This is a genomic window from Actinoalloteichus caeruleus DSM 43889, from assembly GCF_000429185.2.
GTDB classification, from domain to species: domain Bacteria; phylum Actinomycetota; class Actinomycetes; order Mycobacteriales; family Pseudonocardiaceae; genus Actinoalloteichus_B; species Actinoalloteichus_B caeruleus.
Map to the genome: position 1 here is coordinate 5,075,663 of NZ_AUBJ02000001.1, position 25,587 is coordinate 5,101,249.

Sequence of the window (25,587 nt, forward strand, 5' to 3'; positions counted from 1 at the left end):
GTATGTGGAGGACCGTCGGGGCGAATGTATCCGCCGAAAGAGTGATGATTTCACGTGGATCTCATGCGGGCGGCAACGCTGGGTGAGGAGGGAAATCAGTGCTGGTGAGCGCGGTGCTGTGGGGTAGTGCCATGTCATCGTCCCGTTGTCCCGCGATTCTCCCAGGCCGTGGACGGGATTCCGTGACGGGAATGTGAATGATGTGTTTCACCCGTCCGGCGGTGGTTTGGGAGGAGGAATGGTCGAGGGCGCGGCGAATCGGAGGAGGGCGTGATTCCGGCCTAGGAATCGACGGTGACCGCGCCTAGGCTGGCTCCCGAGTCGCATCGCGTTCGGTGCGCGCGCCGGCGGTTCCACCGTGGACCTGGACGGGTCCGCGTACCGCCCGGTCGGTGACGAGATGACGGGAGAGTCGGGTGCGGGTGCGGGGAGTGGGCGGACCGGGGGCGTCGGGCATGGGACGGCTGGCCGTCCTGGTCGTCGGGGCGGTACTCCTCGCGGGATGCACCGGATCCGGTGTGGACGAGCACACGGGTACCGAGGCGCCGCCGCTGGTCGCCCCGGGCGGGCCGGGTGACGAACCACGCCGGGTCGCCCCCGACGGTCCGCTCAGCGCCGGACAACCCGAGGCCAACGAGCACGACCTCACCTTCGTCGACATGATGGTTCCCCACCACGAGCAGGCGCTGGAGATGGCGGCGCTCGCCCCCAGCCGGGCAGCGGACCCCCGCATCGTCTCGCTCGCGGGGCGGATCGAGGGGTCCCAGGGGCCGGAGATCGGGGCGATGCTGGGGTGGCGCGACGGGATCGTCGACGCGACCGGGCATGCCCACCACGAGGACCACCACGGGGGCCACGACCACGCCGACATGCCGGGGATGGCCACCCCGGAGGAACTCACGGCGCTGGCCGCCGCCGAGGGATCGGACTTCGACCGGCTGTTCCTCCGTCTCATGATCGCCCATCACGAGGGGGCGCTGGAGATGACCGACGAGGTCCTCTCGCGCGGGTCGGACGTCGCCCTCCAGGCGATGGCGGCGGACATGATGGTGGGGCAGACGGCCGAGATCGACACGATGCGCGAACTCCTCGGCTGATCTCGCTCGGTGACGACCCGCTGCTCCAACCGGGTGGCGAGGTGGACATCGCCGGACAAGGTCCAGGTTAATCCTTTTCGTCCTCACTCGATCGTGTGAAACTCACCGCGAGGTTGGATTCCTCGTTCCCTGCCCAAGGCGGGCTGGTCGCCCGCCCAAGCCGAGGAGTTGAGTTTGCGCCCACTACGAGTTGTCGCCGCCGCGGCCTGTCTCGCGATCAGTGGTCTGGTCGCCCCCCTGGCGGGTGCCGCTACCGCCGAACCGGCCGAACTGGACACGGCCAACCAGCCGATGATCATCGACGGGAACTTCGCCGAGGAGACCCGCGGCGCGGCCCGGTTGTTCCGCAACGGCGCCGAGGTGTGCTCGGCCACCGTCATCGCCCCTGAATGGGTTCTCACCGCCGAGCACTGCGTCGCCAGCAGCGGCAACAGCGTCCGGTACGGCGACCTGGACCAGCACGCCGGCACCCTGGTGGACCAGGCTCCCAACGGCGTCATCACCCACCCCAGCGCCGACCTGGCGCTGATCAGGCTGGCGAACGAGGTCGACACCGAGTTCACGCCCCTCGCCCCGAGCCAGCAGGTCGCGGTCGGCGATACGGTCCAGACCTACGGGTGGGGCGCCACCTGCATCCCCGCGCCCGGCCAGGGCGAGGCCAGCTGCCAGTCCCAGTACCTCAAGTACGCCAACGTCGAGGTCACCGGGGTCGACGGCACCTGCCGCGGTGACTACCGGGGCGGCCTGGGTGTGTGCGGTTCCCGCATTGACGGCATCCCCGCCGGTGGTGATTCCGGCGGCCCGATGTTCGCCGAGTCCGGGTACCAGATCGGTGTCGCCTCCACCAGCGACCGCCGCAGCGTCACCGTGTACACCCACATCACCCCGTACCGGGACTGGATCACCCAGCACACCGGTGTCTGAGCGGTGACACGCCCCGCCGTGCGTCCTCCTGAGGAGGGCCGGGTGTGAGCCGTCGGCGCCCCGGGTCGTACCCACCGGCCCGGGGCGCCGCGCCGTACCGGGGCTCGGCCCGCCGAGCACGCAGTGGTCGGCGGGCCACGGGTACCCCGCGCACTGCGACGACCTCGACAAGAACAGCGGGTACCCGGGTGGAACAGGCCGTGCCTGGGCCTCCCATCCCGCGGCCGATGTGGCCCTCGCCCAGATGGCGAAGCCCGTAGGCAGCGATCCCGCCTCCAACCCCCGAGCCCGACGTCTCGGTCGGTGACGCCGTCCAGGGCTACTGCTGGGCGCGACCCGCGTGGCGGGGTCGGGCCGCTCGCGGCACCTCCGTAGTCGGGTCAACCCTCGGGTGCCGGGTGCCGGGTGCCGGGTGCCGGATGGCCTGTGCCGACGACCTGGGCGGTGCCAGGGTGCGCGAGTCCCGGATCGCCGCCATGCGGGCGCCCAGCGACTCAGGTGAACCGGCGTTCTCGGGATCCGGTTCGGTGCGAATCCCCCGGTCACCTCCACCCGCGACCGTCGCCAGATCACCGTCCACAGCACCTCGTTCCGTGCCGGCGGTGCGACCAGGACCACGCGGGCGGCTGGAGCGGGCCCACCGGTCACGCGCCTGGCGGTAGGGATGCGGTCCGGGAGTCGTCCCGCCTCGACTCGCGCCTCCGCCGCCCGTCCGGCTCCCTGGTGCGTGGAGCCGGGTGTTCCCGGGGGCGACGCCCTCAGCGGGGCGGCGGGGCCGTGCTCTGCCGGAGCACCACCTCGGCCCGGGTGCGCACCGTGCGCGTCCCCCGGATGGGCTGGTCGCCGAAGGCCAGCCGCGCGGCCTGCTCGCCCATCTGCTCCAGGGGCAAGCGGACCGTGCTCAACGAGGGCACCAGGTCCCGCAGGGTGGGGATGTCGTCGAAGCCGGCCACCGAGAGGTCCGAGGGGACCCGCAACCCCTGGTCGCGGATCGCCGCCATCGCCCCGGTGGCCATCACGTCGTTGACGGCGAACAGGCAGGTGATGCCGCTGTCCCTGGCCAGCATCTCCCGGGTCGACTGGTAGCCACCGTCCCGGGTGAAGGCGCCGTGCACCAGTACCGGCTCCGGCAGCGGGTCGTCGCGGTTCGCCAACCCCTCCAGGAAACCCGTGGTCCGGTCCACCGCGCTGACCAGGTCGGCCGGACCGGCGAGGACCCCGAACCGCCGGTGACCGAGTTCGGCCAGCCTGCTCGCCAGCGCGCGGGCCCCGTCCTTGTTGGCGGGCACCACGGTGTGCACGGGCAGGCGGTCCTGCGAGATGCACGCCACCCGGCCGCCCTGCTCCATGAAGGCCACCATCTCGGTGCTCAGCCGTTCCGTGTGCAGGGACTCCGTCGTCCGGCTGCCGGCGAGCACGACGGCGCGGGCCCGGTGGGCTCGCAGCGTGGAGAGCAGCGACAGTTCCCGGTGCGCCTCGCGGCCCGTCACGCCGAGCACCACCACCAGACCACGGTCCTCGGCGACGCGGCTGACGCCGGCGGCGATGCTGGAGAAGTAGGGGTCGGCGATGTCGTGCACCAGCAGCCCGACCACGGGGGAAGCGCTGCGCGCCAAGGCCTGCGCCGAGGCGTTCACCAGGTAGCCCAGTTCGGTCGCCGCGACCACGACCCGGTTCCGCAGCTCCTCGCCCACCCTGCGGTTCGAGCCGTTGAGCACCCGGCTCGCGGTCGCCAACGAGACCCTGGCGTGTTGGGCCACCTCGACCAGGGTTGGTTGTCGTCGTGCCACCGCCCCTCCCGCCCTCGAGCCTCGTCGCTCCGCGCCCCGCACCAGCCTGGCCACACACCGCCCGAGTGGTTGGGAAAGCACTTTCCGCCATGCGGATGATGGCAGAGGCTGCTCCGGTCGGGTAGGTGGTCCCGCCTCGCCGACCGCGCTGGCCGGAACCGGTCAGCAGCCTGCCGGTCGGGCCGGTAAGCGCTTGCTGGGCGAGTTGGACACAGGTTGAATCCGCACAGGCAGCGGTCGAGACCGGCACGAGAACGCCGGGGCGGCGGCCGGACGGCCGGGGTGGCGGCAGGAGGTGCGGAGCGACCCGTCCACGCGCACCCGCCCCGGCGAGGACAGGCCCAGCGCCTGTGGAAGGAGCACCTCAAGGTGAGTGACGGCAACCAGCGGACCCGGTACGCCCTCGTCGGGCTGGGATCTCGGGCCGAGATGTACGTCAACGCGCTGGCCAGCGGGTTCCCGGACACGGCCGAACTGGTCGCTCTCTGCGACTCCAACCAGACGAGGATCGCCGCCTACAACGGCTGGCTGACCGACGCCGGCCACCCGGCGTTGCCCGCCTACACCCCCGACCGCTTCGAGGAGATGCTCACGGCCGAACGCGTCGACGCCGTGATCGTCTGCACCACGGACAGCGCGCACGACCACTACCTCGTCTCGGCGATGAACAACGGGCGCCGCGCCATCACCGAGAAGCCCATGACGGTCGACGTGGCGAAGTGCCGCGCCATCCTCGACACCCAACGCCGCACCGGCGTTCCCGTGGAGGTCACCTTCAACTACCGCTACAACCCGGTGCACCAACGGGTGAGGGAGCTCCTCGCGGACGACACCGTCGGACGCGTCGGCTCGGTCACCTTCGAGTGGCTGCTCGACGTGCAGCACGGAGCGGACTACTTCCGCCGCTGGCACCGGGAACGCGAGCACTCCGGTGGGCTCCTCGTCCACAAGTCCAGCCACCACTTCGACCTCGTCAACTGGTGGCTCGACGACCGGCCCGAGCTGGTGTTCGGCATGGGGCGGCTCTTCTTCTACGGCGAGTCCAACGGCGCCCGGCACGGGCTGGCCCGTGACTACGCGCGCGCCGCCGGCTCCGAGGAGGCCAGGAGCGACCCGTTCGCCCTCGACCTCGCCGCCTCGCCCCGCATGCGCGCGCTCTACCTCGACGCCGAACACGAGGACGGGTACCTGCGGGACCGCAACGTGTTCGGCTCCGGCATCACCGTCGAGGACGACATGTCCGTGCTCGCCCGCTACCGCTCCGGGGTCTCGCTGAACTACCAGCTGCACGCCTACTCGCCGTACGAGGGCTACCGGGTGTGCTTCAACGGGTCCGGCGGCCGGCTCGAACTCGCCGTGCGGGAGAACGACTACGCCCGCTCGCCCGTCGAGGACGGCTTCCGCCTCGAGCGCCCGCCCGGCACGGACGCCGCCGACTTCACCAGGGCCACCATCACGCGGTACCCGTTGTTCGCCGAGCCGGAGGTGCTGCTCGACGAACCGCTCGAACCGGGGCACGGCGGTGGTGACGAGCTGATGCTGCGCGCCCTGTTCGGCCCGCCGGCCGCCGACCCGCTCGGCCTGCGGGCCGACCACGTCGCCGGTGCGAACGCGCTGGCGGTGGGGCTGGCCGCCACCGAGTCGTTCCGGACCGGCGCGCCGGTCCGGGTCTCCGACCTGCTCCCGCTCTGACCGGCCCGGCCCCGGCCCCGGCCCACGCCCAGGCCCACCCCCACGACCGTCCAGACCCGACAGCGCGACGACCGGCGGCGGCAGCCGCGGAAAGGGAAGCAGCGACTGATGACCAGAAGCATGGAGGCTGTCCGAGCACGCCTTGGCGGCTTCGCCTACGGCGGCGACTACAACCCCGAGCAGTGGTCGGAAGATGTGTGGGTCGAGGACCTCCGGTTGATGCGGGAGGCCAAGGTCTCCCTCGTCAGCGTCGGGATCTTCTCCTGGGCCAGGGTCGAACCCCGTCCCGGCCAGTTCGACTTCGCGTGGTTCGACCGGGTCCTCGACGGGCTCGCCGAGAACGGGATCGGCGCCTGCCTCGCGACCATGACCGCGTCGCCCCCTGCCTGGCTGGGCCGTCTCTACCCGGAGACGCTGCCCGTGACCGTCGACGGCACCCGCCTCTCCCACGGTTCCCGCCAGCACTACTGCCCCTCCAGCCCGATCTACCGGGAACGCGCCGCCGAACTGGTGCGGCGGATCGGTGAGCGCTACGGCGACCACCCGGCCGTCGCCCTCTGGCACATCAACAACGAGTACGGCTGCCATCTGCCCGCCTGCTACTGCGACGAGTCGGCGGTGGACTTCCGGCGGTGGCTGCGCAGCCGCTACACCGACATCGACGAGCTGAACACCGCCTGGTACACCGACTTCTGGGCCCAGCGGTACACCGACTGGGACGAGATCCTGCCGCCGAGGGCCGCTCCCTTCCACTCCAACCCCGGGCAGCGCCTCGACTTCGCGAGGTTCACCTCCGACGCCTTCCTGGCCTGCTACCGCATGGAGGCCGACATCCTCCGCGCGGCCGCGCCCTCCGTGCCGGCGACCACCAACTTCATCAGCTCCGGCGCCTCCATCGACGCGTTCGCGTGGGCGGAGGAGATGGACGTCGTCTCCTACGACGCCTACCCGGACCCGTGGGACCGCCAGAGCCAGCGGGAGATCGCCTTCAACTCGGACCTGATGCGGTCACTGCGGGCCGGTCAGCCCTGGCTGTTGATGGAACAGGCCACCAGCGGCGTGAACTGGCGGGACCGGAACTCGCCCAAGGCCCCGGGCGTCATGCGGCTGGACAGCTGGCAGGCCGTGGCGCAGGGCGCCGACGCGGTCATGTTCTTCCAGTGGCGGGCTTCCCAGGGCGGCACCGAGAAGTTCCACGCCGCGATGGTGCCGCACGCGGGGGAGAACACCCGCATCTTCCGCGAGGTGTGCGCACTGGGTGACGAACTGGCCAGGGCCCGGGAGGTCGCCGGGAGCCGAGTGGTCGCCGACGTGGCGCTGCTGCTGGACTGGTCCAGCTGGTGGGCGTTGGAGATGGACTCCCACCCGAGCGTCGACGTCCGGCAGGTCGAGTCCAGTCTGGCGCACTACGCGCCGCTGTTCGAGGCCGGCGTGGCCTGTGACGTCGTGCACCCGGAGTCCGACCTCAGCGGGTACCGGCTGGTGATCGCGCCCAACCTCTACAGCGTCAGCCCGCAGGCCGCCAGGAACCTCCGCGAGTACGTCCGGGGCGGCGGCCACCTGGCGGTGTCCTTCTTCTCCGGCATCGTCGACGACCGCGACCAGGTCTACCTGGGCGGCTACCCGGGAGCCTTCCGCGACGTGCTGGGCGTCTGGGTCGAGGAGTTCTGGCCGCTGCCGGAGAACGGGACGGTCCCGGTGCGGGGCCTGGGAGACCAGGACACGGAGGTCCTCGGCACCGTCTGGTCCGAGCAGATCCACCTGGAGGGCGCCGCCGCCGTCGCGTCGTTCGCCGGCGGGGAGCTGGCGGGGTCCCCGGCGATCACCCGCAACGAGTTCGGCTCCGGGGTCGCCTGGTACCTCGGCACCCGGCTGCCCGAGGACGCCATGCGCGGCCTCGTCGACGGCATCCGGGCCGAGGCCGGGGTGGCGCCGGTGCTGCCCGACCTGCCGGCCGGCGTGCGGGCCTGGGAGCGTGTCGCGGAGAGCGGTGAGCGCTACCTGCTGGTGCTCAACCGGGGCGAGGAGCCGGTGCGGATCCCCCTGCCCACGCCCGGGACCGACGTCCTCCAGCCCGGGGACCCGCTGACCGAGGTCGCGGTGGAACGGCGGGGAGTCGCCGTGCTGCGCCTCGCCCGCGACTAGTCGCACCGGAGCCGCCGCCAGCGCCTCCTCCGCGAACGTCAGCCCAGGTCGCGGGGGAGGCGCGGCTCCACGGTGGCGGCGACCGCCTCCGCCAGCGCGCAGGCGGTGTCGGTGTTCTCCGAGCTGCGTGCGCGCACGAGCGCGTGCGCATCGGCACCGAGGGCGATCGTCAGATCGCAGGCGTTGTCCTCGGTCGACCGCATGGCGGGCCGGGAACCCACCTGGGTCTCCACCGCGTCGTCGGGAAGCAGGGTGGGGTCGACGCCCCGCAGCGCGGAGATGCCGAGCAACAGGGTCGGGCCGCCCCGCTCCAGGGCGGGGATACGGCAGGAGGCGACGTCGGTGCCCGGCATCGACTCCGCGGCGGACCCGTCGACACCGAAGGCGGTGGTCTCCTCGGCCGTCAGCAGTTCACAGGCCTGGATCATCGCCGCGTCCTCCGTCGAGGGCGGCTGGTCGCCCTCGGGACCAGCTCCGGGGGAGACCGGGGTGCCGGGGGCGTGCTCGGGACCAGCTCCGGTGCTCTGGTCGGCCGGTGGGCCCTCGGAAGCGCGCGACGCCGGCGGTTCCTCGGCTGGCAGCGCGCGACCTCCCTCCACCGTGGTGCAGGCGGTGAGGACGGCGCAGGCGAGCAGGGCCCACAGCGGTGTCGCGACTCGCGGGCGCGAGGATCCCGTCATGTCTGGTGCCTCCCGGTGATCGGACGGTGGCATGGAGTACCGCGGCGGGCCAGCGTACGGGGTCCGTCGAGGAGGGCAGGGGGGACCTCGCCCGCGTCGCCGGTGCGCCCGCCCGGGACACCCGGTCAGCCTGTCAGCCCGCCGGTTCCGGCTCCTGCGCGCCGACGCGGCCGCCGAGCTCGCGCACCGGCCGCAGCAGGGCGCCCCAGGCGGGGCCGCCCGTCGCCCGGCCCCTGTCCTCCCGGTGTCCGGTGGACTCGCGGACCACCAGCTCCGGCGTGAACATGACCTGCTGGTGCTGGTGCCCGGAACCGGTGCCCTCCGCGATGACGAGGTCGGCGGCCGTCCGTCCCAGCAACGTCGCGGGTTGTCGGACGGAGGTCAGCGGGACGGCGGCCGCGGCGGCGAAGTCGATGTCGTCGTAACCCACGACGGCCACGTCGTCCGGCACGGAGACGCCGGCGCGCAGCAGCACCTGGAGCAGTCCGAGCGCGACGAGGTCGTTCACGCAGAACACGCCGTCCGGTAGCTCCCCCCGCGCCAACAGCTGTTCCGCGGCTCGTTGGCCCGCCGCGACGTCGAGGGTGGCCACCTCCAGGAACTCGAGGTCCGCGGGGTCGTGGCCCGCCCTGCGCAACGCCTGCCGCCCACCGGCGTGCCGTTCCGCGCACTGCCGGGTCGCGGGTGAACCGGCGATCATCGTCAGGTGGCGACGTCCGGTCGCCAGCAGGTGGGTGACGGCGACCTCCCCGCCGACCCGGTCGTCGACCGCCACCGAGCACAGGTCCTCGGATTCGGCCGGATGTCCGACCAGGACCACGGAGACCCCCCGCGCGGCCAACTCGCGCGCCGAGGACAGGTCGTCCTCCACGGGGGACATCAGCACCCCGTGCACCTGCTGCTGGGCCAGCAGTTCCAGGTGGCGGGACTCCCGGTCCCGTGATCCGTCGCTGTTGCACAGCATCACGGCGTGCCCGGCCTCCGTCGCGGCCGCCTCCACGCCCTTGGCGAGGTCGGTGAAGAACGGGTTGCCGACGTCGAGGACGACCAGGCCGATGGTGCGGGCGGTCCCCGACCGGAGTTGCCGCGCCGACTCGTTGCGGACGAAGCCGAGTTCGTCGATGGCGGCGAGGACTCGCCGGCGCGTGGCGGGCGCGACGACCGACGGGCGGTTGAGCACGTTGGACACCGTCCCCACCGACACCCGGGCGGCCCTGGCCACCTGCCGGATGCTGGCTGCTGCCTGCTGTCCCACCGCACCTCCCGCTGGGCAGACGCCGAGACGCTGGCTGACGTCTTGAAACGTGTCAATCACCGTGATGGAGTCGCTTCCCGCACCGTGGGGAAGCCTGGAGGAAGTATGCCGCACTGGTGGGAATGCTCGGGCAAAAAGTCCCGCACGAGAGGTTGACACCGCGAAGAGGCGTGCTGCAAACTCAGCACAAGCGCGTTGTTGAAACGATTCATTAACCCGGTGGCAACCCAGGACGAGGGGGCGGCCGGCGTTTGTCGGGACGACCCACTCAACGAGGAGGCCGGGCGCATGATGCGGTCGCGCGCAATGACGGGTTTTCGGCACGTTCGGGCCGAGTTGGCGACAGCCGTCGCTCGGGGCCCCGTGGTTCGTGGTGGTCGCTCGTGACCCAGCGGATCTGCTTCACGCTCCAGGTGCGCCCTGACCGCCTGGAGGAGTACCGCGAACGGCACGCGGACGTCTGGCCGGACATGCGGAAAGCGCTATCCGAATCCGGGTGGCGCAACTACTCCCTCTTCCTCCGCGAGGACGGCCTGCTGATCGGCTACCTGGAGTGCGACGACTTCGACGCCGCCAGGGAGGCGATGAACCGCACCGAGGTCAACGCACGCTGGCAGGCCGAGATGGCCCCGCTGTTCGCCGAACTCGACTCCGGCGCCGCCGACGAGGACATGAGTCCACTACCCGAGGTCTTCCACCTTCCCTGACGGTCCCTCCCCCGCGTCCCACGCACTCCGCGTCCCCTGGTCGCGGTGGTCGCCGCCGTCCACATCCGCAAGGAGCCTCCTGATGACCGAGATCAGTCCCAGTCGCCGCGCCACGGTGAAGTCGATCCTGCGCGGCCTGCGGATCGAGACGCCGTCCTGGGCCTACGGCAACTCCGGGACCCGGTTCAAGGTGTTCGCGCAGGCCGGAGTGCCACGCACCCCGCAGGAGAAGATCGACGACGCCGCCAAGGTCCACGAACTCACCGGAGCGGCACCCAGCGTGGCCCTGCACATCCCCTGGGACAAGGTCGACGACTGGGCCGGGCTCGCCGCCCACGCCCGCGACGCCGGCATCGAACTCGGGGCGATCAACCCCAACGTCTTCCAGGAGGACGACTACAAACTCGGCAGCATCTGCAACCCGGACCCCGGCATCCGCCGCAAGGCCACCGACCACCTGCTGGAGTGCGTGGAGATCGCCGAGCAGACCGGGTCGAAGATCCTGTCGATGTGGGTGGCCGACGGCACCAACTACCCCGGGCAGGACGACATCCGGGCCCGGCAGGACCGGCTGGCCACGGCGCTGCGCGAGGTCTACGACCGGATGCCGGAAGGCATGCGGCTGCTGCTGGAGTACAAGTTCTTCGAACCCGCCTTCTACACGATGGACGTCCCCGACTGGGGCACCTCCTACGCGCACTGCGCTCAGCTCGGACCGGCCGCGCAGGTCCTCGTCGACACCGGGCACCACGCCCCGGGTACGAACATCGAGTTCATCGTGTCCTTCCTGCTGCGGGCCGGGATGCTCGGCGGCTTCCACTTCAACTCCCGCTTCTACGCCGACGACGACCTCATCGTCGGCCTGGCCGACCCGTTCCAGCTGTTCCGCCTCATGTACGAGGTGAACCGGGGCGGCGGCCTCGCCGCGGACTCCGACCTCGCCTTCATGCTCGACCAGTGCCACAACATCGAGCCCAAGATCCCGGCGATGATCCGATCCATCACCAACGTGCAGGAGGCCACCGCCAAGGCGCTCCTCGTCGACACCGACGCGCTGCGCTCGGCCCAGGAGGCCGGTGACGTCCTCGGCGCCAACGAGGTGCTCATGGACGCCTACCACACCGACGTGCGGCCACTGGTCGCCGAACTCCGCACCGACATGGGCCTCGACCCCGACCCGATCGCCGCCTACCGCCGCTCGGGGTACCAGCAGCGCATCGAGGCGGAACGGGTCGGCGGCAACGCGATGGGCTGGGGAGCCTGACCGCACCAGGGCACCCGGCCACACCGGGAAGCGCCAGCAGCCAGTGGAACACCGTCCCGGCACCGGGGCGCACGAACAGGGAAGAGTGGAACGCAGTGTCGAGTTCAGCGTCAGGCGCCCCGGACACCGGACGGGGAACGCACCCGGAGGTCAGCGCGCTCATCGCCCGCTGCCACGACCTCGGCTCCGACCCGCGCAACACGAACTACGCCGGTGGCAACGCCTCCGTGAAGGCGTCCGGTACGGACCCGGTGACGCGCGAACCCGTCGAGCTGATGTGGGTCAAGGGCTCCGGTGGTGACCTGGGCACCCTGACCGAGGAGGGCCTGGCCGTGCTCCGGGTCGACCGCCTCCGCTCCCTCGTCGACGTCTACCCCGGCGTGGACCGCGAGGACGAGATGGTCGCCGCGTTCGACTACTGCCTGCACGGCAAGGGTGGCGCCGCGCCGTCCATCGACACCGCCATGCACGGCCTCGTCGACGCCGCCCACGTCGACCACCTGCACCCCGACGCGGGCATCGCGCTGGCCACCGCGGCCGACTCCCGCGAACTGACCGCCCGCTGCTTCGGCGACCGCGTCGCCTGGGTGCCGTGGCGGCGACCCGGGTTCCAACTCGGCCTGGACATCGCCCAGATCCGCCGCGAGAACCCCCAGGCCATCGGCGTCATTCTCGGTGGCCACGGCATCACCGCCTGGGGCGACACCTCCGAGGAGTGCCGCGCCAACTCCCTGGAGATCATCAGCACCGCCCAGGAGTTCATCGACAACCACGGCCGGCGGGACCCGCTCGGCGCGGTGGTGCCCGGCTGGGAGCCCCTGCCCACCGAGGAACGACGCGCGCGAGCGGCCGCGCTCGCCCCCGTGCTCCGGGGACTGGCCGCCACCTCGCAGCGGGAGACCGGCGAACCCGCCCCGGGCCGCGGCCCGCTCGGCCACTTCACCGACACCGACGTCGTCCTCGACTTCGTCTCCCGCGAGCGGATGCCCGAGCTCGCCGCGCTCGGCACCTCCTGCCCGGACCACTTCCTCCGCACCAAGGTGCGGCCGCTCGTCCTGGACCTGCCCCCGACGGCTCCCCTCGACGAGACGATCGCCCGACTACGGGAACTCCACGCCGCCTACCGCGACGACTACCGCGCCTACTACGAGCGGCACGCCACCCCCGACTCCCCACCGATGCGCGGCGCCGACCCGGCCATCGTGCTCGTGCCAGGAGTCGGGATGTTCTCCTTCGGCGCCGACAAGCAGACCGCCCGCGTCGCCGGCGAGTTCTACGTCAACGCGATCAACGTCATGCGCGGCGCGGAGGCGCTGTCCCGGTACCAGCCCATCGACGAGAACGAGAAGTTCCGCATCGAGTACTGGGAGCTGGAGGAGGCCAAGCTGCGGCGGCGGCCCAAGCCCCGGCCCCTGGCCGGGCGGATCGCCCTCGTCACGGGTGGCGGCAGCGGAATCGGGCGGGCCACCGCCCGTCGGCTCGCCGCCGAGGGCGCGTGCGTCGTCGTCGCCGACCGGGACGGCGCCGCCGCCGCCGAGGTCGCCGACGAACTCGGGGCCAAGGCCCTCCGCACCGCCGACGTCGCCGTTCCCGTCACGGTGGACGTCACCGACACCGACGCGGTGGCGGCGGCGGTCGACGCCGCGAGCCTCGCCTTCGGCGGGGTCGACCTGGTCGTCAACAACGCGGGACTGTCCATCTCCAAGCCCCTGCTGGAGACGACGGACGCCGACTGGGACGTGCAGCACCGGGTGATGGCCCGGGGCTCCTTCCTCGTCGCCCGTGCGGCCGCGGCGGCCATGGCGAAGCAGGGCATCGGCGGGGACATCGTCTACGTCGCCAGCAAGAACGGTGTGTTCGCCGGACCCAACAACGTCGCCTACGGCGCGGCCAAGGCGGACCAGGCGCACCAGGTCCGACTGCTCGCCGCCGAGCTGGGCGCGCACGGCATTCGGGTCAACGGCATCAATCCGGACGGCGTGGTCCGTGGTTCCGGCATCTTCTCCGGCGGGTGGGGCGCGCAGCGCGCCGCCGTCTACGGGGTGCCCGAGTCCGAGCTGGGTGAGTTCTACGCCCAGCGGACCCTGCTCAAGCGCGAGGTGCTCCCCGAGCACGTCGCCGCCGCCGTCCACGTCCTGGTCGCCGGCGAGCTGACCAGGACCACCGGGCTGCACGTGCCGGTGGACGCGGGAGTCGCCGCGGCGTTCCTGCGGTAGGGCGCCGAACGGCGCCCGTCGGAAGCGTTTCCGGGGTCGGTCGAGGACACAGGAGGAGGTCCCAGTGGTTGCGGTGGCTATGCGCGCGACGGCACTGAGTGCGGAACGGGTTCGTGCCGAACAGATCAGGACCGACTGCGTCGGGGAGGTGCGGCTGACCCGGGAGGAGCGCCAGATCCTCGCGCTGCTCGCGGAGGGCTACCTCCTGGACGGCATCGCCAGGCGGATGTGCACGTCCAACCGGACCCTGCGCCGCAGGATCAGGGGCGTGTGCGACCGACTCGGCGTGCAGACACCCATCCAGGCCGTGGCCTGGGCCGCCCGGCGCGGGCTCATCTGAGCCCACCCACCACGGGCGACGACCGGACGCGGCCGGCGGCAGCCACCGCGACCACCGCCCCCACGGGGGGGCGGCAACCGACACGACGAGCGCGGCGGGGCACCGGACCAGGTGCCCCGCCGCCCTGCGAGGAGAGGAGGACGCGGTGACGGCCACCAGGGCCACCAGCGACCCGACAGCGGGCGGAGCCGTGCACTGCGCCGCCGTGGACCTGGGCGCCTCCAGCGGCCGGGTGCTGCTGGGCAGGATCGGCGGCGGTGAGCTCTCCGTCACCGAGGCGGCCCGGTTCCCCAACGACCCCGTCCGCACCGTGGACGGCTCCGGGGTGTCCCGACTGCACTGGGACGTCCTCGGCCTCTACCAGCGGACGCTGGGCGGCCTCGCCGCCGCCGCCCAGCTCGGCGGGACGCCGTTGTCCAGCGTCGGCATCGACTCCTGGGCGGTGGACTACGGCCTGCTGGACGCAGAGGGGGCCCTGCTGGGCACCCCCTTCCACTACCGGGACGCCAGGACCGAGGACATCCTGCCCGAACTGCTCGACGACGTCCCGGCCGAACGGATCTACGACATCACCGGCATCCAGTTCATGCCGATCAACACCCTCGTCCAACTGCGGTCGAGGACCGGCCGCGCCCAGCTCGACCACGCCAGGACGCTCCTGCTCATCCCTGACCTGCTGGGCTACTGGCTGACCGGCGAACGCGTCGCCGAGGTCACCAACGCCTCCACCACCCAGCTGTTCGACGTCCGCGCCCGCCGCTGGTCGCCCGAACTGGCGGACGCGGCGAGGATCCCACCCGGCCTCCTGCCGCCGGTGCGGGAACCGGGCCTCCCCCTCGGTGCCGTCCACGACGAGGTGGCGTCCCACCACGGCCTGCCAGCCGGGCTCCCCGTCGTCACCGTCGGCTCCCACGACACGGCATCGGCCGTGGTCGCCGTGCCCGCCACCACCGAACGGTTCGGGTACGTCTCCTGCGGCACCTGGTCCCTCGTCGGACTCGAACTCGACCACCCCGTCCTCACCGACGACAGCCGGCGGGCGAACTTCACCAACGAACTCGGCGTGGACGGCACCGTCCGGTACCTGCGCAACGTGATGGGGCTCTGGCTGCTCCAGGAATCCATGCGAGCCTGGCGAATCGCCGGGCAGGACCACGACATCGAACGCCTGCTCGCCGACGCGAGCCGAGAACAGCCCTTCCGTTCCGTGCTGGACCCGGACGACCCGGTGTTCCTCGCTCCCGGGGACATGCCCGCCCGCATCGCCGACGCCTGCCGGCGCGCCGGGCAACCCGTGCCCGAGACCCCCGCCGCGCTCACACGGTGCGTGCTGGAGAGCCTGGCCCTGGCCTACGCGCGCACGCTCCGGACCGCCTGCGAACTCGCCGACCGGCAGGTCGACGTGCTGCACCTCGTCGGAGGCGGCTGCCGCAACGAACTGCTCTGCCAACTCACCGCGGACGCCTGCGGGATCCCCGTCGTGGCCGGGCCGGTGGAAGCCACCGCGCTGGGAAACCTCCTCGTCCAGGCCAGGGCCGCCGGGCGGAGCGAACTGGCCGGCCTGCCGGAGATGCGCGCCCTGATCACCAGCACCCAGCCGCTCCGGCGGTACGAGCCGGACCGCTCCGCCGCCACCACCTCAGCCTGGGCCGAGGCGGCCCGCCGGGTGCGCGCCGCGAGCTCGGCGAGCTGACCGGGACCGGCCTCCCCGCTCGGCTCGCCCTCGGCACCCACCCCGCCACCGCGGGGGCCGTGACCGTCGTCCAGCCCGAGGTGCGCTTCCAACGGGGACGACGTGTCTGTGGCAGGACATCGGCAAACCTCTGGGCGAGGGCGAGGGGCCGGGAGGGGATCGTCTGCCCAGGGGGACCAGAACCGCCGGGATGTGGCTTCAGCCCCGACCTCGGAGGCCCCGCCCTCAGCTCTGCTCTCGCGGGAGTTCGGGTTCCACGACGGCGGCCACCCGCTCGGCGGCCTCGCAGGCGGCCTCCTGCGATTCGGCGAAGTCCACGGCGACGGTCGCATGAGCGGACTCGCTCAGCTTCATGGAGATCTGGCACATGCTCGGGTCGCGGTCGTCGGTGACGAGGAGTGCGCGAAGTGGTCCGACCTGGTGTTCCGTGGAGTTGTAGTTGGTGAGGTTGAGTTCGTCCAGCGCCCAATCCCGGTCAATGTTGATGGACATGAGCGGGCTTTCCAACGGCGCGGGTCGGTAGAGGCACATGTACGCCACACCAACGTCATCGAATTCGGCTGTGGTGGGGTCGAATCCGAGGTCGGTGATCTGGTTGTCGTCGAGTACTTCGCAGGGCAGGACGTCGGCGATGTCCTCGGCGAAGGTGGTGTTGTCGGGGTTGGTGGTCGTGTCGGGTGTGGTGGTGTTTGGGGTGGTGGGGGTGTGGGCTTGTCCGGTGGTTTCGGTGGTGCAGCCCGTCAGGACGGTGAGCAGGGTGATTGCCGCGAGTGCCGTGGTGCGGTGTGGGGGTGTCCGACGGGTCATGTGAGGTGGTCTCCGGTGTTGTTGAGCAGGGTGGCGTTGTCGGTGTCCTGTTGTTGGGTGTTGCGGGCGGAGGCGCGGATGGCGGCGGCGAGGTCTTTGAGCGCCTGGATGTGGAGCACGAGGTTTTCCTTGGCCGAGGTCGGCGCGCCGACCGCCGTCACCGGGGTCGTGCCTGGGTGGTCGCTGTCGCCACTGTCAGTGGTCGGGAGGAGCGTTTCCCTCCTGGCTGGCGACCGCTTCCCAGCCTCGCCTGGTGGGGGTGGGGGATCGCCGAGCAGCGCGGTGGGGCGGCATGAGGTGGTTCAGCGTCCGTGAGTCGGCTCGCCGTGTGCTCTGTGCTGGGCCGGCTCTTTTCAGCGGAGGTGTGCTCAGCTCTGCTCTCGCGGGAGTTCGGGTTCCACGACGGCGGCGACCCGCTCGGCGGCCTCGCAGGCGGCCTCCTGCGATTCAGCCCAACTCACCGCTACGGTGGCGTGGGCTGTCTCGCCGAGTTCCATCGAGATTTGGCACCGGTTCTGGTCGCTGTCATCGGTGATGAGGAGCGCCCGGAGTGGCCCAACCTGGTGGTCTGCGGTATTATAATTTGCCAGATTGAGGTCGTCTAACGCTCGATCAGACCGGATGTTGATGGACATCAGTGGGTTTTCCAGTGGCGCCGGTCGGTAGAGGCACATGTAGAGGATTCCCACGTCGTCGAACTGGGCTGTGGTGGGGTCGAATCCGAGGTCGGTGATCTGGTTGTCGTCGAGTACTTCGCAGGGCAGGACGTTGGCGATGTCCTCGGCGAAGGTGGTGTTGTCGGGGTTGGTGGTTGTGTCGGGTGTGGTGGAGTTGGTGGTGTTTGGGGTGGTGGGGGTGTGGGCTTGTCCGGTGGTTTCGGTGGTGCAGCCCGTCAGGACGGTGAGCAGGGTGATTCCCGCGAGTGCCGTGGTGTGGCGGTGTGGGGGTGTCCGACGGGTCATGTGAGGTGGTCTCCGGTGTTGTTGAGCAGGGTGGCGTTGTCGGTGTCCTGTTGTTGGGTGTTGCGGGCGGAGGCGCGGATGGCGGCGGCGAGGTCTTTGAGCGCCTGGATGTAGAGCACGAGGTTTTCCTTGGCCGAGGTCGGCGTGCCTGATGCGGTTATGCGGTCCTGCTTGGACATCAGTAAGGCCACTGGACTGGAGCCGAGTGGCACATCCTGCTCCAGAAATCTGAACCTTTCCAGTCGGTCGGTGGCACGAACGGCGATGGCGTCGATTTTGGTGGCCATGCTCTCGGCGCTCTCGGGGTTGATCGAGACCTTTCCCGCCGCGGCGGCCGCGCTGAACGCCGCGATGCTGCCCGTCATCTTCGCCGTCGAGGGAATCGCGGAACCGGTGCCGCCGCCGTCGCTTTCGATGTGCACGCTGCCTCCCACGTTCTCTTCGCGGAGCGGCGACAGCCGGACTCCGCGGCACTGGTCAACGCTACCAACGGGGAAACACACCGCAGGTATGAATCGGTGCACCGACTCCGAACGGAGCAGGAACGCGTCAGGACGAGGCGAGAAGCGAGAAGTAGGACGTGTTTCAGCGTCCTCGGCGCGCGAGGCGCCATTGGACCGCCGCCACGAGGAGGAACACGACGGTGGACACGAGGGGGATCCACCCGTGACCGTCCTCGCCCATGCCGTCGCCGTCCAGCTTCTGCCGTAGGCAGAGTGCCAGCACGACCGCGCAGCCCAGCCCGCCCAGGGCGAGACCTCGTCGCCGGGATCCTCGTCGACCACCCTCACGTGGCCCGAACGCGGCGTCCATCGCGGTCGCCGCGACGACCACGGCGAGCACGATGGCCCCGTAGGAGGCGATGCTGGCCGGCCAGCTCCCGAAGACGACGGACAGCATCGTGACCGAGGCGCCGAAGGTGCCGGCCACGACGCCGAGCAGTGCGGCGCCGAGCAGGTGCGACGTGCGCCGGGACGTGCCGCCTTCCGAGGTCTGCGGCGGGTCCGGGGCTGGGACGTCCCGGTCAGGGCCGCGTGCCGTCCGCCCCAGGGTGAGAATGCGGCGCGCGAGCAGGAGCAGCCCGGCCACGCCGCTGGCGGCGGGCAGGGGGAGCATCACGGTGAGGACCAGGGCCAGGCTCGGGGAGATGTACTCGGTGACCACGGGCGCGATCTCGCCGGGAACCTCGTGGAAGGTGCAGGTCGCCCGAGGGGGGAGCAGGGTGGTCCTGACGACGACCCTCGTCGTGTCGATGTCGAACCTCGCGGCGCAGGCGGCGCCCTGGTCGAGCCACACCGGCATCGCCGCCTGCACGACCAGCATCCAGACGAGGAAACCGACCAGGCTGAGGCCGAGCAGCGTCCAGTGGAGACGGCGCCCCAGTGCGGTCCAGGTTCGCCGCTGCCGGTTTTCTCCGTGATGTCCGCCCTCGCTCACATCGGTTCATCCTGCCAGCGCGCCGTAGCGGACATTTCGCCGTGGCGCACCAGCGGTCCCTCGTTCGGGCAGGAGGGCTTGCGCTGGGTGATGAGCGGGGGAGCGCGCAGCCGCGCTCCTGGGGCCACCTCCGGCGGGGTGGGGCCGTCTCGGGCCGCTCGCCGGACGGGCGGTCCCGGGCGGACGGGAGCTGGTGGTCGTCGGGTACCGGCGAGGACGAGGGCTTCGGCGGGCACGGGTCGCTCGCGGCTATCCGGCGGCGGCCAGGTCCTCCTCGCCGAAGCTGAGCGGGTTCGCGTCGTGGACCGGTTCGAAGGCGCCGTCCCCAACACTGCGGTACACCCCCTGAACGGGACTGATGAGGGACAACGGCAGGTCGTCCCTGGAAAGTTCGGCGAACAGGAGGTAGGTGTCCCCGACGACCATGCGTGTGGAGTCGGCGTCCGAGGGTTGGCCGATGCGAACCGTCTCCCCGACGGCGCGTTCTCCCAGCACGACCCGTTCGACCTCGAGTTCGTGGACGGTGTACGAGATGACGGCCGCCGGTTCTCCGCCGGCCCGCTCGGTGCCCGAGGCGAGGGCGACGTCGATCCGCCGCTGGGACGTGGCGAGCAGCCGACCCTCAACGACGACATCGGCGGCTGAGCGGAGTCGCGCCAGGGAGTCGAAATGCGGCCAGTCGCCGGCCGGGGGAGCGGTCGCGGGTCCGCAGCCCGCGCCCAGCAGGGCGGCCACCGCCGAGGCGAGCACCGCCGGTCCGCGTCGAACGTCCGATCGTCGGGAGGCCACGGTCAGCGGCCTCCGGTCGGCTCGTCCGGTGCCGTCTCGTGGACACCGAGGCCGGGGTACCGCTCGGGCAGTTCGGGAACCCTGGTGACGGTGACGCCGGCGATGCCGGACACCGCCTGTTCGGCCTCGTCCACGTCGGTCCCCGCGACCTCGACCAACACCCGGTTGTCCATGGGGTGCACGCCGATCCCGCCGAGCACGCCCGCCTCGGTCAACGCCTCCTCGGCCCGGGCCCTGGCTGCCTCGAGTTCCAGCGCCGCGAACTCGACCCGGGTGAGGGTGACGTGGTCGACGAGGTCGGGGAAGTCGTCCAGCGCGGTGGGGCGCGGGTCGACCTCGGTCAGCGCGACCACGACGCGGAACTCCGGCTCGTACCCGCCGATCCACGCTCCGCCGAAACGGTCGGGTTCCTGGGCGACGAGGGCGGCTTCCAGCTCGCCCACCTGTTCCTGGACGGGGTGGTGGTGCGCGCCCGCTTCGGCTGGCCCGTCCTCGGCGCTCGGCCCACCGGACCCGAGGCGCGGTTCCGGGTGGGCCGAGGACGCCGAGGGGTATGGCGGTCCACTGGTCGCGGGTGTCCCGGTTCCCGCGCATCCCGCGAGTGCCAGCAGCACGCAGGTCGCGGTCACCCCGGTTCTGAACGCCCGTGTCGTCATGTCCGTGTCCTTTCCTCGGCCCGGGTCGAGGAACCCGGCGCGGAAGGGGAGTGCTGGGTGGACGGTGGAACCGCGAGGTGGGGTTGCTCCGCGCCCGCGGCCGGCTGGGCGGGTACTCCCGACGGCCCAGTCGACTCCCCGACATGGCGGCCCACTCCGGCCAACCCGCGTCGTGGCCACTGTCCCCGCGGGTGCCGGTCGCCCTACCGTCCGGCGTGACCGGAAGGAGTCCCACATGTCGACGACCGGGAGAACCCGGGTGGCGGGTGTCCTAGGGGTGGCCGTCCTCGGGGCGGCTCTCGTCGCCTGCGGGGACAGCGGCGGCGGGAGTGGCGCCGTGTCGCTGCACTTCACCTGGTGGGGCAACGAGGACCGCGCCGAGGCGACGCAGCGCGCGGTTGACCTGTTCGAGGAACGCAACCCGGGTATCACGGTGACGACGTCGTTCGCCAGCTACGAGTCGTACGTGGAGAAGCTGTCCACCCAGGTGGCGGGTGGGGCCGCGCCCGACCTGATCCAGATGGACACCTTCTTCCTTCGTGAGTACGCGGAGCGCGGGGTCCTGATGGATCTGACCGAGCACGTCGGTGAGGCCATCAGCACCGAGCACCTGCCGGACACCCTGTTGGAGGGAGCGACCCTCGACGGTGCCCTGTACGCGCTGCCCCTGGGCCAGAACGTTCCCGCCCTCGTCTACGACCGGGAGCTGTGGGACGCCGCCGGGGTGCCGGCGCCGGAGATCGGCTGGACCTGGGAGGACTACCGGAGCGCGGCGGAGCGGGTGGCCGAGGAGACCGGGGAGGCGGGGACGACCGACTTCGGCTGGAACTCGGACTGGTTCGACTTCTGGTTGCGACAGCAGGGCAAGTCCCTCTACACCGAGGACGCCGGTCTGGGGTTCGACGAGGCCGACCTGGTCGACTTCTGGACGGTCGCGCAGGACTGGGTGCGGGAGGGGGTGTCCACCCCGCCGGAGACGACGACCTCGGTGAACGGCGCGCTGGACACCTCGCCGCTGGCCCGGGGCCAGGCGGGGTCTGAGTTCAACTACGACTCGACGGCCGGCAGCTACTTCACGGTGTCGGACGACATGGCGTTGGCGCCTCTGCCGACGGACACCGGGAACGGCGGTGCGCACGCCGGGGCCTCCTCGCTGCTGAGCGTGTCGAGCTGCACCGAGCACCCGGAGGAGGCCGCCGCGTTCGTCGGCTTCCTCGTCAATGACGTCGACGCGGGGCGCGCACTGGGCGTGAGCAGGTCGATGCCGGTCAACGGCGAGGTGCGGGCGGCGGTGTCCGGCTCGTTGGAGGGCGCCGACAGCGCGGTGTACGAGTTCCAGGAGTCGGTCGCGGAGGAGCTGAACGAGGCCCCGCCGCCCCCACCGACGGGCGCCAGCACCAACAAGCGGACCTTCACCCGGATCTACGACGAGATCAACTTCGGTCAGCGGTCGGTGTCGGAGGGGGCGGCGCGGTTCGTGCGGGAGGCGGGGCGGGCGCTGCGCTGAGCGGTCCCACCCCTGTGCGTGAACGGGTTGGTGGCCGGGGGCCGGCGGTGCGTCCCGGCACCGCCACGGGTCAGTTCTCGACGGTCAGCAGCCCTTGTTCGTAGGCGCGGGCGACAGCCTCGGTGCGACTGGTCGCCCCCAGCTTGGCCATGACCCTCGACAGGTGCACGCTCACGGTCTTGGGGCTGATGTGCAGGTCCTCGCCGATCTGGCGGTTGGTCAGCCCGGCCGCGGCCAGTTCGAGGGCCGAACGTTCCCGGGGGGTGAGGGGGTCGGGTGTCCCCGGGGGCGTGGGGTGGTGGTCAGGTGCCGCGTCGTGGGCCCCCTCCCCGGGTTCCGACAGCCGGGAGCCGGCACGGAAGCGTTCGATCCGGGTGCGGAGCGGGGCCGCGCCGATCTCGTCGGCGAGGGCCAGCGCGGCGGCGGCCTCCCGGTCGCCGCCGGGCCGGTCGCCCCGCGCGGTCAGGGCCTGGGCGAGGCCGAACCGGATGTGCGCCTGCCAGGCCCGCAGTCCCTCGGAGAGCGCGAGTGCGCTCCGCCAGGTCGCCGGGTCGTTCCGCCCCAGGAGCCGGCCGTACTCGGCTTCGGCCCATCTCCCCTCGGCCTGGGTGCTCCGCGCGGCGGACTCCGGTGAGCCCCATGGCCGGTCGGGGCGTTCGTCGCGGATCTCCCGGACCTGGGCGATGAACCCGTCGGCCAGCCCCCGGATCTCGGCGAGGGTGTCGGTGTCCCCGGATCGGCGGGCCACCTGGGTGAGTTCCGCGCAGCAGGACAGCCCGAGCCGCAGGCAGCCGACGGCGTTGCTGGCGTGCATCCGTTCGATCCGGAAGATCCAGGCCAGGGCGTGCCGCACGTGGTGGAGCGCCTCGCGGTGCCGGCCGAGGGAGTGGAGGTGCACCGCCCTGCCGTACTGGACGAGGAAACGGGTGACCGATTCCCTGCTGTCCCGGTCGAGCCGGGCGGCCAGCCGGTCGAACTCGTCGTGGCGCCCGAGGCCGGAAAGGATCGGCAGGGTGACGGCGTCGAGTCGTTGCTGGAACAGGGCGGGGGGCGTGCGGTCGCTGAGGTCGGCGATCGCCAGGGCCTCCTCCCAGTGGCCGGTCCACGTCGAGATCAGGATGAGGTCCTGGTAGCAGTCGAGGGCGATCCCGCCCCAGAGCACCCCGATCTCCTCGCTCCGCTGGGTGATCGTCTTCAGGGCGTGCCGCCCCTCCGAGTAGTGCCCCAGCCAGCTGAGGTGGATGGCGTAGTTCTTCCTGGCCCGGAGTTCGACCTGGTGGGCGCCGATGGCGGTGGCCCGTTCCGCGGCTCGCAGGCCCAGTGCCAGGGACCGGGAGACCTGCCGTTCCATGGAGGCGAAGACGGCGAGGGTGACCATGGCGTCGATCGCCACCTGTTCGGCGCCCACCGACTCCGCGTCGACGATGGCGTCCTCGGCGTGCCGTCGGAGCGCGGGGAGGTCGATGTCGTCCTCCCGCAGCCACACCCAGCTCCGGGCCATCAGGGCGAGGACCGCGGCCCGTTCCTGGCTCGCCGCCCGGGGCGCTACCAGGTCCCACGCGTCGGCGAGCACGGTGCTGATCTCGGCGGCGTGCACCTCCAGGGGGATGAGCCGGGCCGCCAGCTCGGCCCGGGCCGCGGCGCGGGCCTCCGGGGTGGCGGCGGAGTCGGCGACCCGGACGGCGGCGCGGGCGTGCGCGGCCGCTCGTTCGAGTTCGCCGGCGCTCTCGGCCGTGGTGGAGGTCTCCCGGAGCAGGGCGAGGTGGTCGACTCCGCTGACCCGTTCCGGTTCCGCCACCCGGTCCCAGAGCTGGAGGGCCTGTTCCAGGTGGTGCAGCGACTCCCCGGGGGCTCCCATCCGCCGCACCTCACGGGCGGCGGTCACCGATGCGGCGAGCGCCACGGGCAGGTCGTTGCTCTGCCGCGCGTGGTAGGCGAGGGCCGTGGTCGTGCCCTGGTCGTCGGCGACCCTGGCGAAACCCTGGTGGAGCCTGACCCGCTCACCGGGGAGCAGGTCGTTGTAGACGGCCTCGCGCACGAGCGCGTGGCGGAAGGTGTAGGCGCCGTCGGTGGTCGCGACCAGCACGTGTTGTCGCACCGCCTCGTACAGCGCGTCCTCGGCGACGGTGTCCTCGAGCCCCGACGCCGCCACCAGGGCGGCGTGGGAGGTGGTGACGCCTTCGCCGCACGCGGCGGCGCGGACGGCGCGTTGCGCGTCGCCGCTGAGCCGTTCGACCCGGGCGAGCAGCAGGTCGCTCAGGACGGCGGGGAGCCCGTTGTCGAGAGTGCCGCGTTCCCGGCACGCCTCCGCCAGTTCCTCGCAGAAGAACGCGTTGCCCTCCGACCTGCTCGCGATTCCCCTGGTCACCGAGTCGGGCAGCTGGTCGCCGGTCAGGACGCGCACGAAGTCGAGCGTCTCGGCGGGCGTGAACGGGCGCAGTGACATCCGGAGGACGGAGGGCAGCCGGGACAGCTCGCCGATCACCGGTCGTAGCGGGTGTTGCCGGTGGAGGTCGTCGGAGCGGTAGGTGGCCACCACCAGGAGGCGTTGGTGTCCGAGTCGGGAGACGAGGAACCGCACGAGGTCCCGGGTGGAGGCGTCGGCCCAGTGCAGGTCCTCCAGGGCGAGCAGCACGGGGCGGTCGCTCGCGAGGTCGGCCAGCAGGCCGTGGACGGCGTCGAAGAGCCGGAGGCGTTCCGGCGGCCCGTCAGCGGAGCCGGTGTCGTGGGGGATCTCCAGGCCGGGCAGCAACCTGCCGAGTTCGGCTCGGCGGCTGGCGATCGCGGGGAGTTCGCCGGTCGCGGACACCACGCGGCCCAGTGCCTCGGCGAAGGGCAGGTAGGGCAGCCCGGCCCTGTCGAGGTCGAGGCAGCGCCCGCCCAGGACCACCGCGTCGTCAGCGTTGGCCAGCGCGGTCAGCTCGGCGAGCAGCCGGGACTTGCCGACCCCCGCCTCCCCGCCGAGGAGGACCGCGCCAGCCCTCCCCAGCTGGGCGGAGCGCCAGGCGGAGCGGAGCGTGGCGAACTCGTCGACGCGCGCGACCAACGGGGTCACCGGTCCGAAAGACACGTCGAATGATCCCACGGGCCGCAGCGGCGGCCGGGCGGTGGCATCGCCCGCGTTCTCCGCCCGATCCGCTGCCGGCCCGAGCCACTGGACACCGGCCGGATGCGTCCGCGCGGCCCCCTTCCTGGCGAGGAGGGTCATCGCCGCCCGTCGGACCAGCAGCGCGCCGTCGCCCCCGGTGCCGCCGTCGGCCGGGATCACACCAGCTCCGCGACGGGCTGGGCGCGGCGGGGCGCGCGTGCCTCACCGGTGGTCGGCTCTCCGGGCCGCTCCGTCGTCCCGGCCTCGTCGCCGGCCGCCCTGACGTGGCGGTCCGCCCTGACGGGGGACTCGGGGGCGCGTCGGCGGCTGGGCCGCAGCCTCGTCCGGTACCAGGCCCCCTCGGCGCGGCGGTCCCGCTGGACCTCCCGGACCTCCTGCCACCGCGTGTCGATCGACTCCCACATGTGATGACCTCCCTCTCTCCACCGTCGAGAGTGGGGGTAAGGAGGGGGCCCGCACATCGGGCAACCGCCCACGATCGGCGGTCCGGGAGGTCCTTACCCGTCCTTACCCGTCC

Annotated in this window: 22 protein-coding genes; 10 read left to right on the forward strand and 12 right to left on the reverse strand. The window is 71.9% G+C overall.

All coding sequences use genetic code 11. The annotated features are described in order from the left end of the window. Positions 1-416: 416 nt before the first annotated feature. Both G443_RS20615 and G443_RS20620 read left to right on the forward strand, forming a co-directional pair. Positions 417-1,097: a DUF305 domain-containing protein gene (locus G443_RS20615; RefSeq protein WP_155886147.1), complete on the forward strand. Its 681-nt coding sequence runs from the start codon at positions 417-419 to the stop codon at positions 1,095-1,097. A 168-nt stretch (positions 1,098-1,265) separates the two neighbouring features. Then, positions 1,266-2,021, forward strand: coding sequence for a S1 family peptidase (locus G443_RS20620; protein WP_026419066.1), 756 nt, complete (start codon positions 1,266-1,268; stop codon positions 2,019-2,021). Positions 2,022-2,779: 758 nt separating this feature from the next. On the opposite strand, the gene G443_RS20625 is transcribed toward G443_RS20620, so the two are convergent. Then, on the reverse strand, positions 2,780-3,811 hold the full coding sequence (locus G443_RS20625) for a LacI family DNA-binding transcriptional regulator (protein WP_026419064.1): 1,032 nt from the start codon (positions 3,809-3,811) through the stop codon (positions 2,780-2,782). A 369-nt stretch (positions 3,812-4,180) separates the two neighbouring features. Here G443_RS20625 and G443_RS20630 point away from each other — a divergent pair, with 369 nt between their 5' ends. Together G443_RS20630 and G443_RS20635 are read left to right on the forward strand one after the other, a co-directional pair. Then, positions 4,181-5,503 (forward strand): Gfo/Idh/MocA family protein, encoded by a 1,323-nt coding sequence (locus G443_RS20630; protein WP_026419063.1) that lies wholly within the window; start codon positions 4,181-4,183, stop codon positions 5,501-5,503. Between the two features lie 108 nt (positions 5,504-5,611). Continuing rightward, a complete protein-coding gene (locus G443_RS20635) occupies positions 5,612-7,648 on the forward strand; it encodes a beta-galactosidase (RefSeq protein ID WP_035292191.1) in 2,037 nt (678 codons plus the stop codon). Between the two features lie 38 nt (positions 7,649-7,686). Here the strand turns inward: G443_RS20635 and G443_RS20640 are convergent, their stop codons facing one another. Together G443_RS20640 and G443_RS20645 are read right to left on the reverse strand one after the other, a co-directional pair. Further along, positions 7,687-8,328, reverse strand: a complete 642-nt coding sequence (locus G443_RS20640) for a DUF3558 family protein (protein WP_026419061.1) — start codon at positions 8,326-8,328, stop codon at positions 7,687-7,689. 133 nt (positions 8,329-8,461) lie between these two features. Further along, positions 8,462-9,583, reverse strand: coding sequence for a LacI family DNA-binding transcriptional regulator (locus G443_RS20645; protein ID WP_026419060.1), 1,122 nt, complete (start codon positions 9,581-9,583; stop codon positions 8,462-8,464). 383 nt (positions 9,584-9,966) lie between these two features. Between G443_RS20645 and G443_RS20650 the strand changes: the two genes are divergently transcribed. The 5 genes from G443_RS20650 (at position 9,967) to G443_RS20670 (ending at position 15,803) form a co-directional block, all read left to right on the forward strand. Continuing rightward, complete coding sequence (locus G443_RS20650) at positions 9,967-10,290, forward strand: L-rhamnose mutarotase (RefSeq protein ID WP_026419059.1); 324 nt, start codon at positions 9,967-9,969, stop codon at positions 10,288-10,290. 82 nt (positions 10,291-10,372) lie between these two features. Next, complete coding sequence (rhaI, locus tag G443_RS20655; protein WP_030105186.1) at positions 10,373-11,554, forward strand: L-rhamnose isomerase; 1,182 nt, start codon at positions 10,373-10,375, stop codon at positions 11,552-11,554. Between the two features lie 95 nt (positions 11,555-11,649). Then, complete coding sequence (locus tag G443_RS20660; RefSeq protein ID WP_051314005.1) at positions 11,650-13,770, forward strand: bifunctional rhamnulose-1-phosphate aldolase/short-chain dehydrogenase; 2,121 nt, start codon at positions 11,650-11,652, stop codon at positions 13,768-13,770. A gap of 64 nt (positions 13,771-13,834) precedes the next feature. Next, a complete protein-coding gene (locus G443_RS20665; protein WP_308208866.1) occupies positions 13,835-14,110 on the forward strand; it encodes a LuxR C-terminal-related transcriptional regulator in 276 nt (91 codons plus the stop codon). Positions 14,111-14,300: 190 nt separating this feature from the next. Further along, on the forward strand, positions 14,301-15,803 hold the full coding sequence (locus G443_RS20670) for a rhamnulokinase (protein WP_026419055.1): 1,503 nt from the start codon (positions 14,301-14,303) through the stop codon (positions 15,801-15,803). 225 nt (positions 15,804-16,028) lie between these two features. Here the strand turns inward: G443_RS20670 and G443_RS20675 are convergent, their stop codons facing one another. The 7 genes from G443_RS20675 to G443_RS20700 all read right to left on the reverse strand — a co-directional run bounded on the left by G443_RS20675 (position 16,029) and on the right by G443_RS20700 (position 20,454). Continuing rightward, positions 16,029-16,610 carry a DUF3558 family protein gene (locus G443_RS20675; RefSeq protein ID WP_026419054.1) on the reverse strand — a complete coding sequence of 194 codons (582 nt, stop codon included), beginning with the start codon at positions 16,608-16,610 and terminating at the stop codon, positions 16,029-16,031. After that, positions 16,607-16,729 (reverse strand): hypothetical protein, encoded by a 123-nt coding sequence (locus G443_RS25195; RefSeq protein WP_272500061.1) that lies wholly within the window; start codon positions 16,727-16,729, stop codon positions 16,607-16,609. Before G443_RS25195 ends, G443_RS20675 begins: the two co-directional genes overlap by 4 nt. Before the next feature lie 249 nt (positions 16,730-16,978). Further along, the gene (locus G443_RS20680; RefSeq protein ID WP_035292189.1) at positions 16,979-17,572 is read right to left on the reverse strand and encodes a DUF3558 family protein; all 594 of its coding nucleotides are present in this window, start codon (positions 17,570-17,572) and stop codon (positions 16,979-16,981) included. Beyond that, on the reverse strand, positions 17,569-17,994 hold the full coding sequence (locus tag G443_RS20685; protein ID WP_026419053.1) for a hypothetical protein: 426 nt from the start codon (positions 17,992-17,994) through the stop codon (positions 17,569-17,571). The genes G443_RS20680 and G443_RS20685 overlap by 4 nt, the downstream gene beginning before the upstream one ends. A gap of 163 nt (positions 17,995-18,157) precedes the next feature. Then, entirely contained in the window at positions 18,158-19,009 is an 852-nt protein-coding gene (locus G443_RS20690) for a hypothetical protein (protein WP_026419052.1), read from the reverse strand. A 249-nt stretch (positions 19,010-19,258) separates the two neighbouring features. Next, positions 19,259-19,759 carry a hypothetical protein gene (locus G443_RS20695; RefSeq protein ID WP_026419051.1) on the reverse strand — a complete coding sequence of 167 codons (501 nt, stop codon included), beginning with the start codon at positions 19,757-19,759 and terminating at the stop codon, positions 19,259-19,261. A gap of 41 nt (positions 19,760-19,800) precedes the next feature. Beyond that, positions 19,801-20,454: a hypothetical protein gene (locus G443_RS20700; RefSeq protein WP_051314004.1), complete on the reverse strand. Its 654-nt coding sequence runs from the start codon at positions 20,452-20,454 to the stop codon at positions 19,801-19,803. Positions 20,455-20,689: 235 nt separating this feature from the next. On the opposite strand from G443_RS20700, the gene G443_RS20705 reads away from it, so the two are divergent. Beyond that, complete coding sequence (locus G443_RS20705) at positions 20,690-21,961, forward strand: ABC transporter substrate-binding protein (protein ID WP_035292229.1); 1,272 nt, start codon at positions 20,690-20,692, stop codon at positions 21,959-21,961. 70 nt (positions 21,962-22,031) lie between these two features. Here G443_RS20705 and G443_RS20710 read toward each other — a convergent pair whose 3' ends face one another. Then, positions 22,032-25,229 carry a helix-turn-helix transcriptional regulator gene (locus G443_RS20710; protein WP_051314002.1) on the reverse strand — a complete coding sequence of 1,066 codons (3,198 nt, stop codon included), beginning with the start codon at positions 25,227-25,229 and terminating at the stop codon, positions 22,032-22,034. Next, complete coding sequence (locus tag G443_RS20715; RefSeq protein ID WP_026419048.1) at positions 25,226-25,474, reverse strand: hypothetical protein; 249 nt, start codon at positions 25,472-25,474, stop codon at positions 25,226-25,228. Before G443_RS20715 ends, G443_RS20710 begins: the two co-directional genes overlap by 4 nt. Positions 25,475-25,587 lie beyond the last annotated feature (113 nt).

Coding starts and splice junctions, on each gene's coding strand:
- rhaI (WP_030105186.1), top strand. CDS start 10,373: ATGACCGAGATCAGTCCCAGTCGCCGCGCCACGGTGAAGTCGATCCTG.
- G443_RS20635 (WP_035292191.1), top strand. CDS start 5,612: ATGACCAGAAGCATGGAGGCTGTCCGAGCACGCCTTGGCGGCTTCGCC.
- G443_RS20675 (WP_026419054.1), bottom strand. CDS start 16,610: ATGACCCGTCGGACACCCCCACACCGCACCACGGCACTCGCGGCAATC.
- G443_RS20700 (WP_051314004.1), bottom strand. CDS start 20,454: ATGACGACACGGGCGTTCAGAACCGGGGTGACCGCGACCTGCGTGCTG.
- G443_RS20715 (WP_026419048.1), bottom strand. CDS start 25,474: ATGTGGGAGTCGATCGACACGCGGTGGCAGGAGGTCCGGGAGGTCCAG.
- G443_RS20640 (WP_026419061.1), bottom strand. CDS start 8,328: ATGACGGGATCCTCGCGCCCGCGAGTCGCGACACCGCTGTGGGCCCTG.
- G443_RS20705 (WP_035292229.1), top strand. CDS start 20,690: ATGTCGACGACCGGGAGAACCCGGGTGGCGGGTGTCCTAGGGGTGGCC.
- G443_RS20680 (WP_035292189.1), bottom strand. CDS start 17,572: ATGACCCGTCGGACACCCCCACACCGCCACACCACGGCACTCGCGGGA.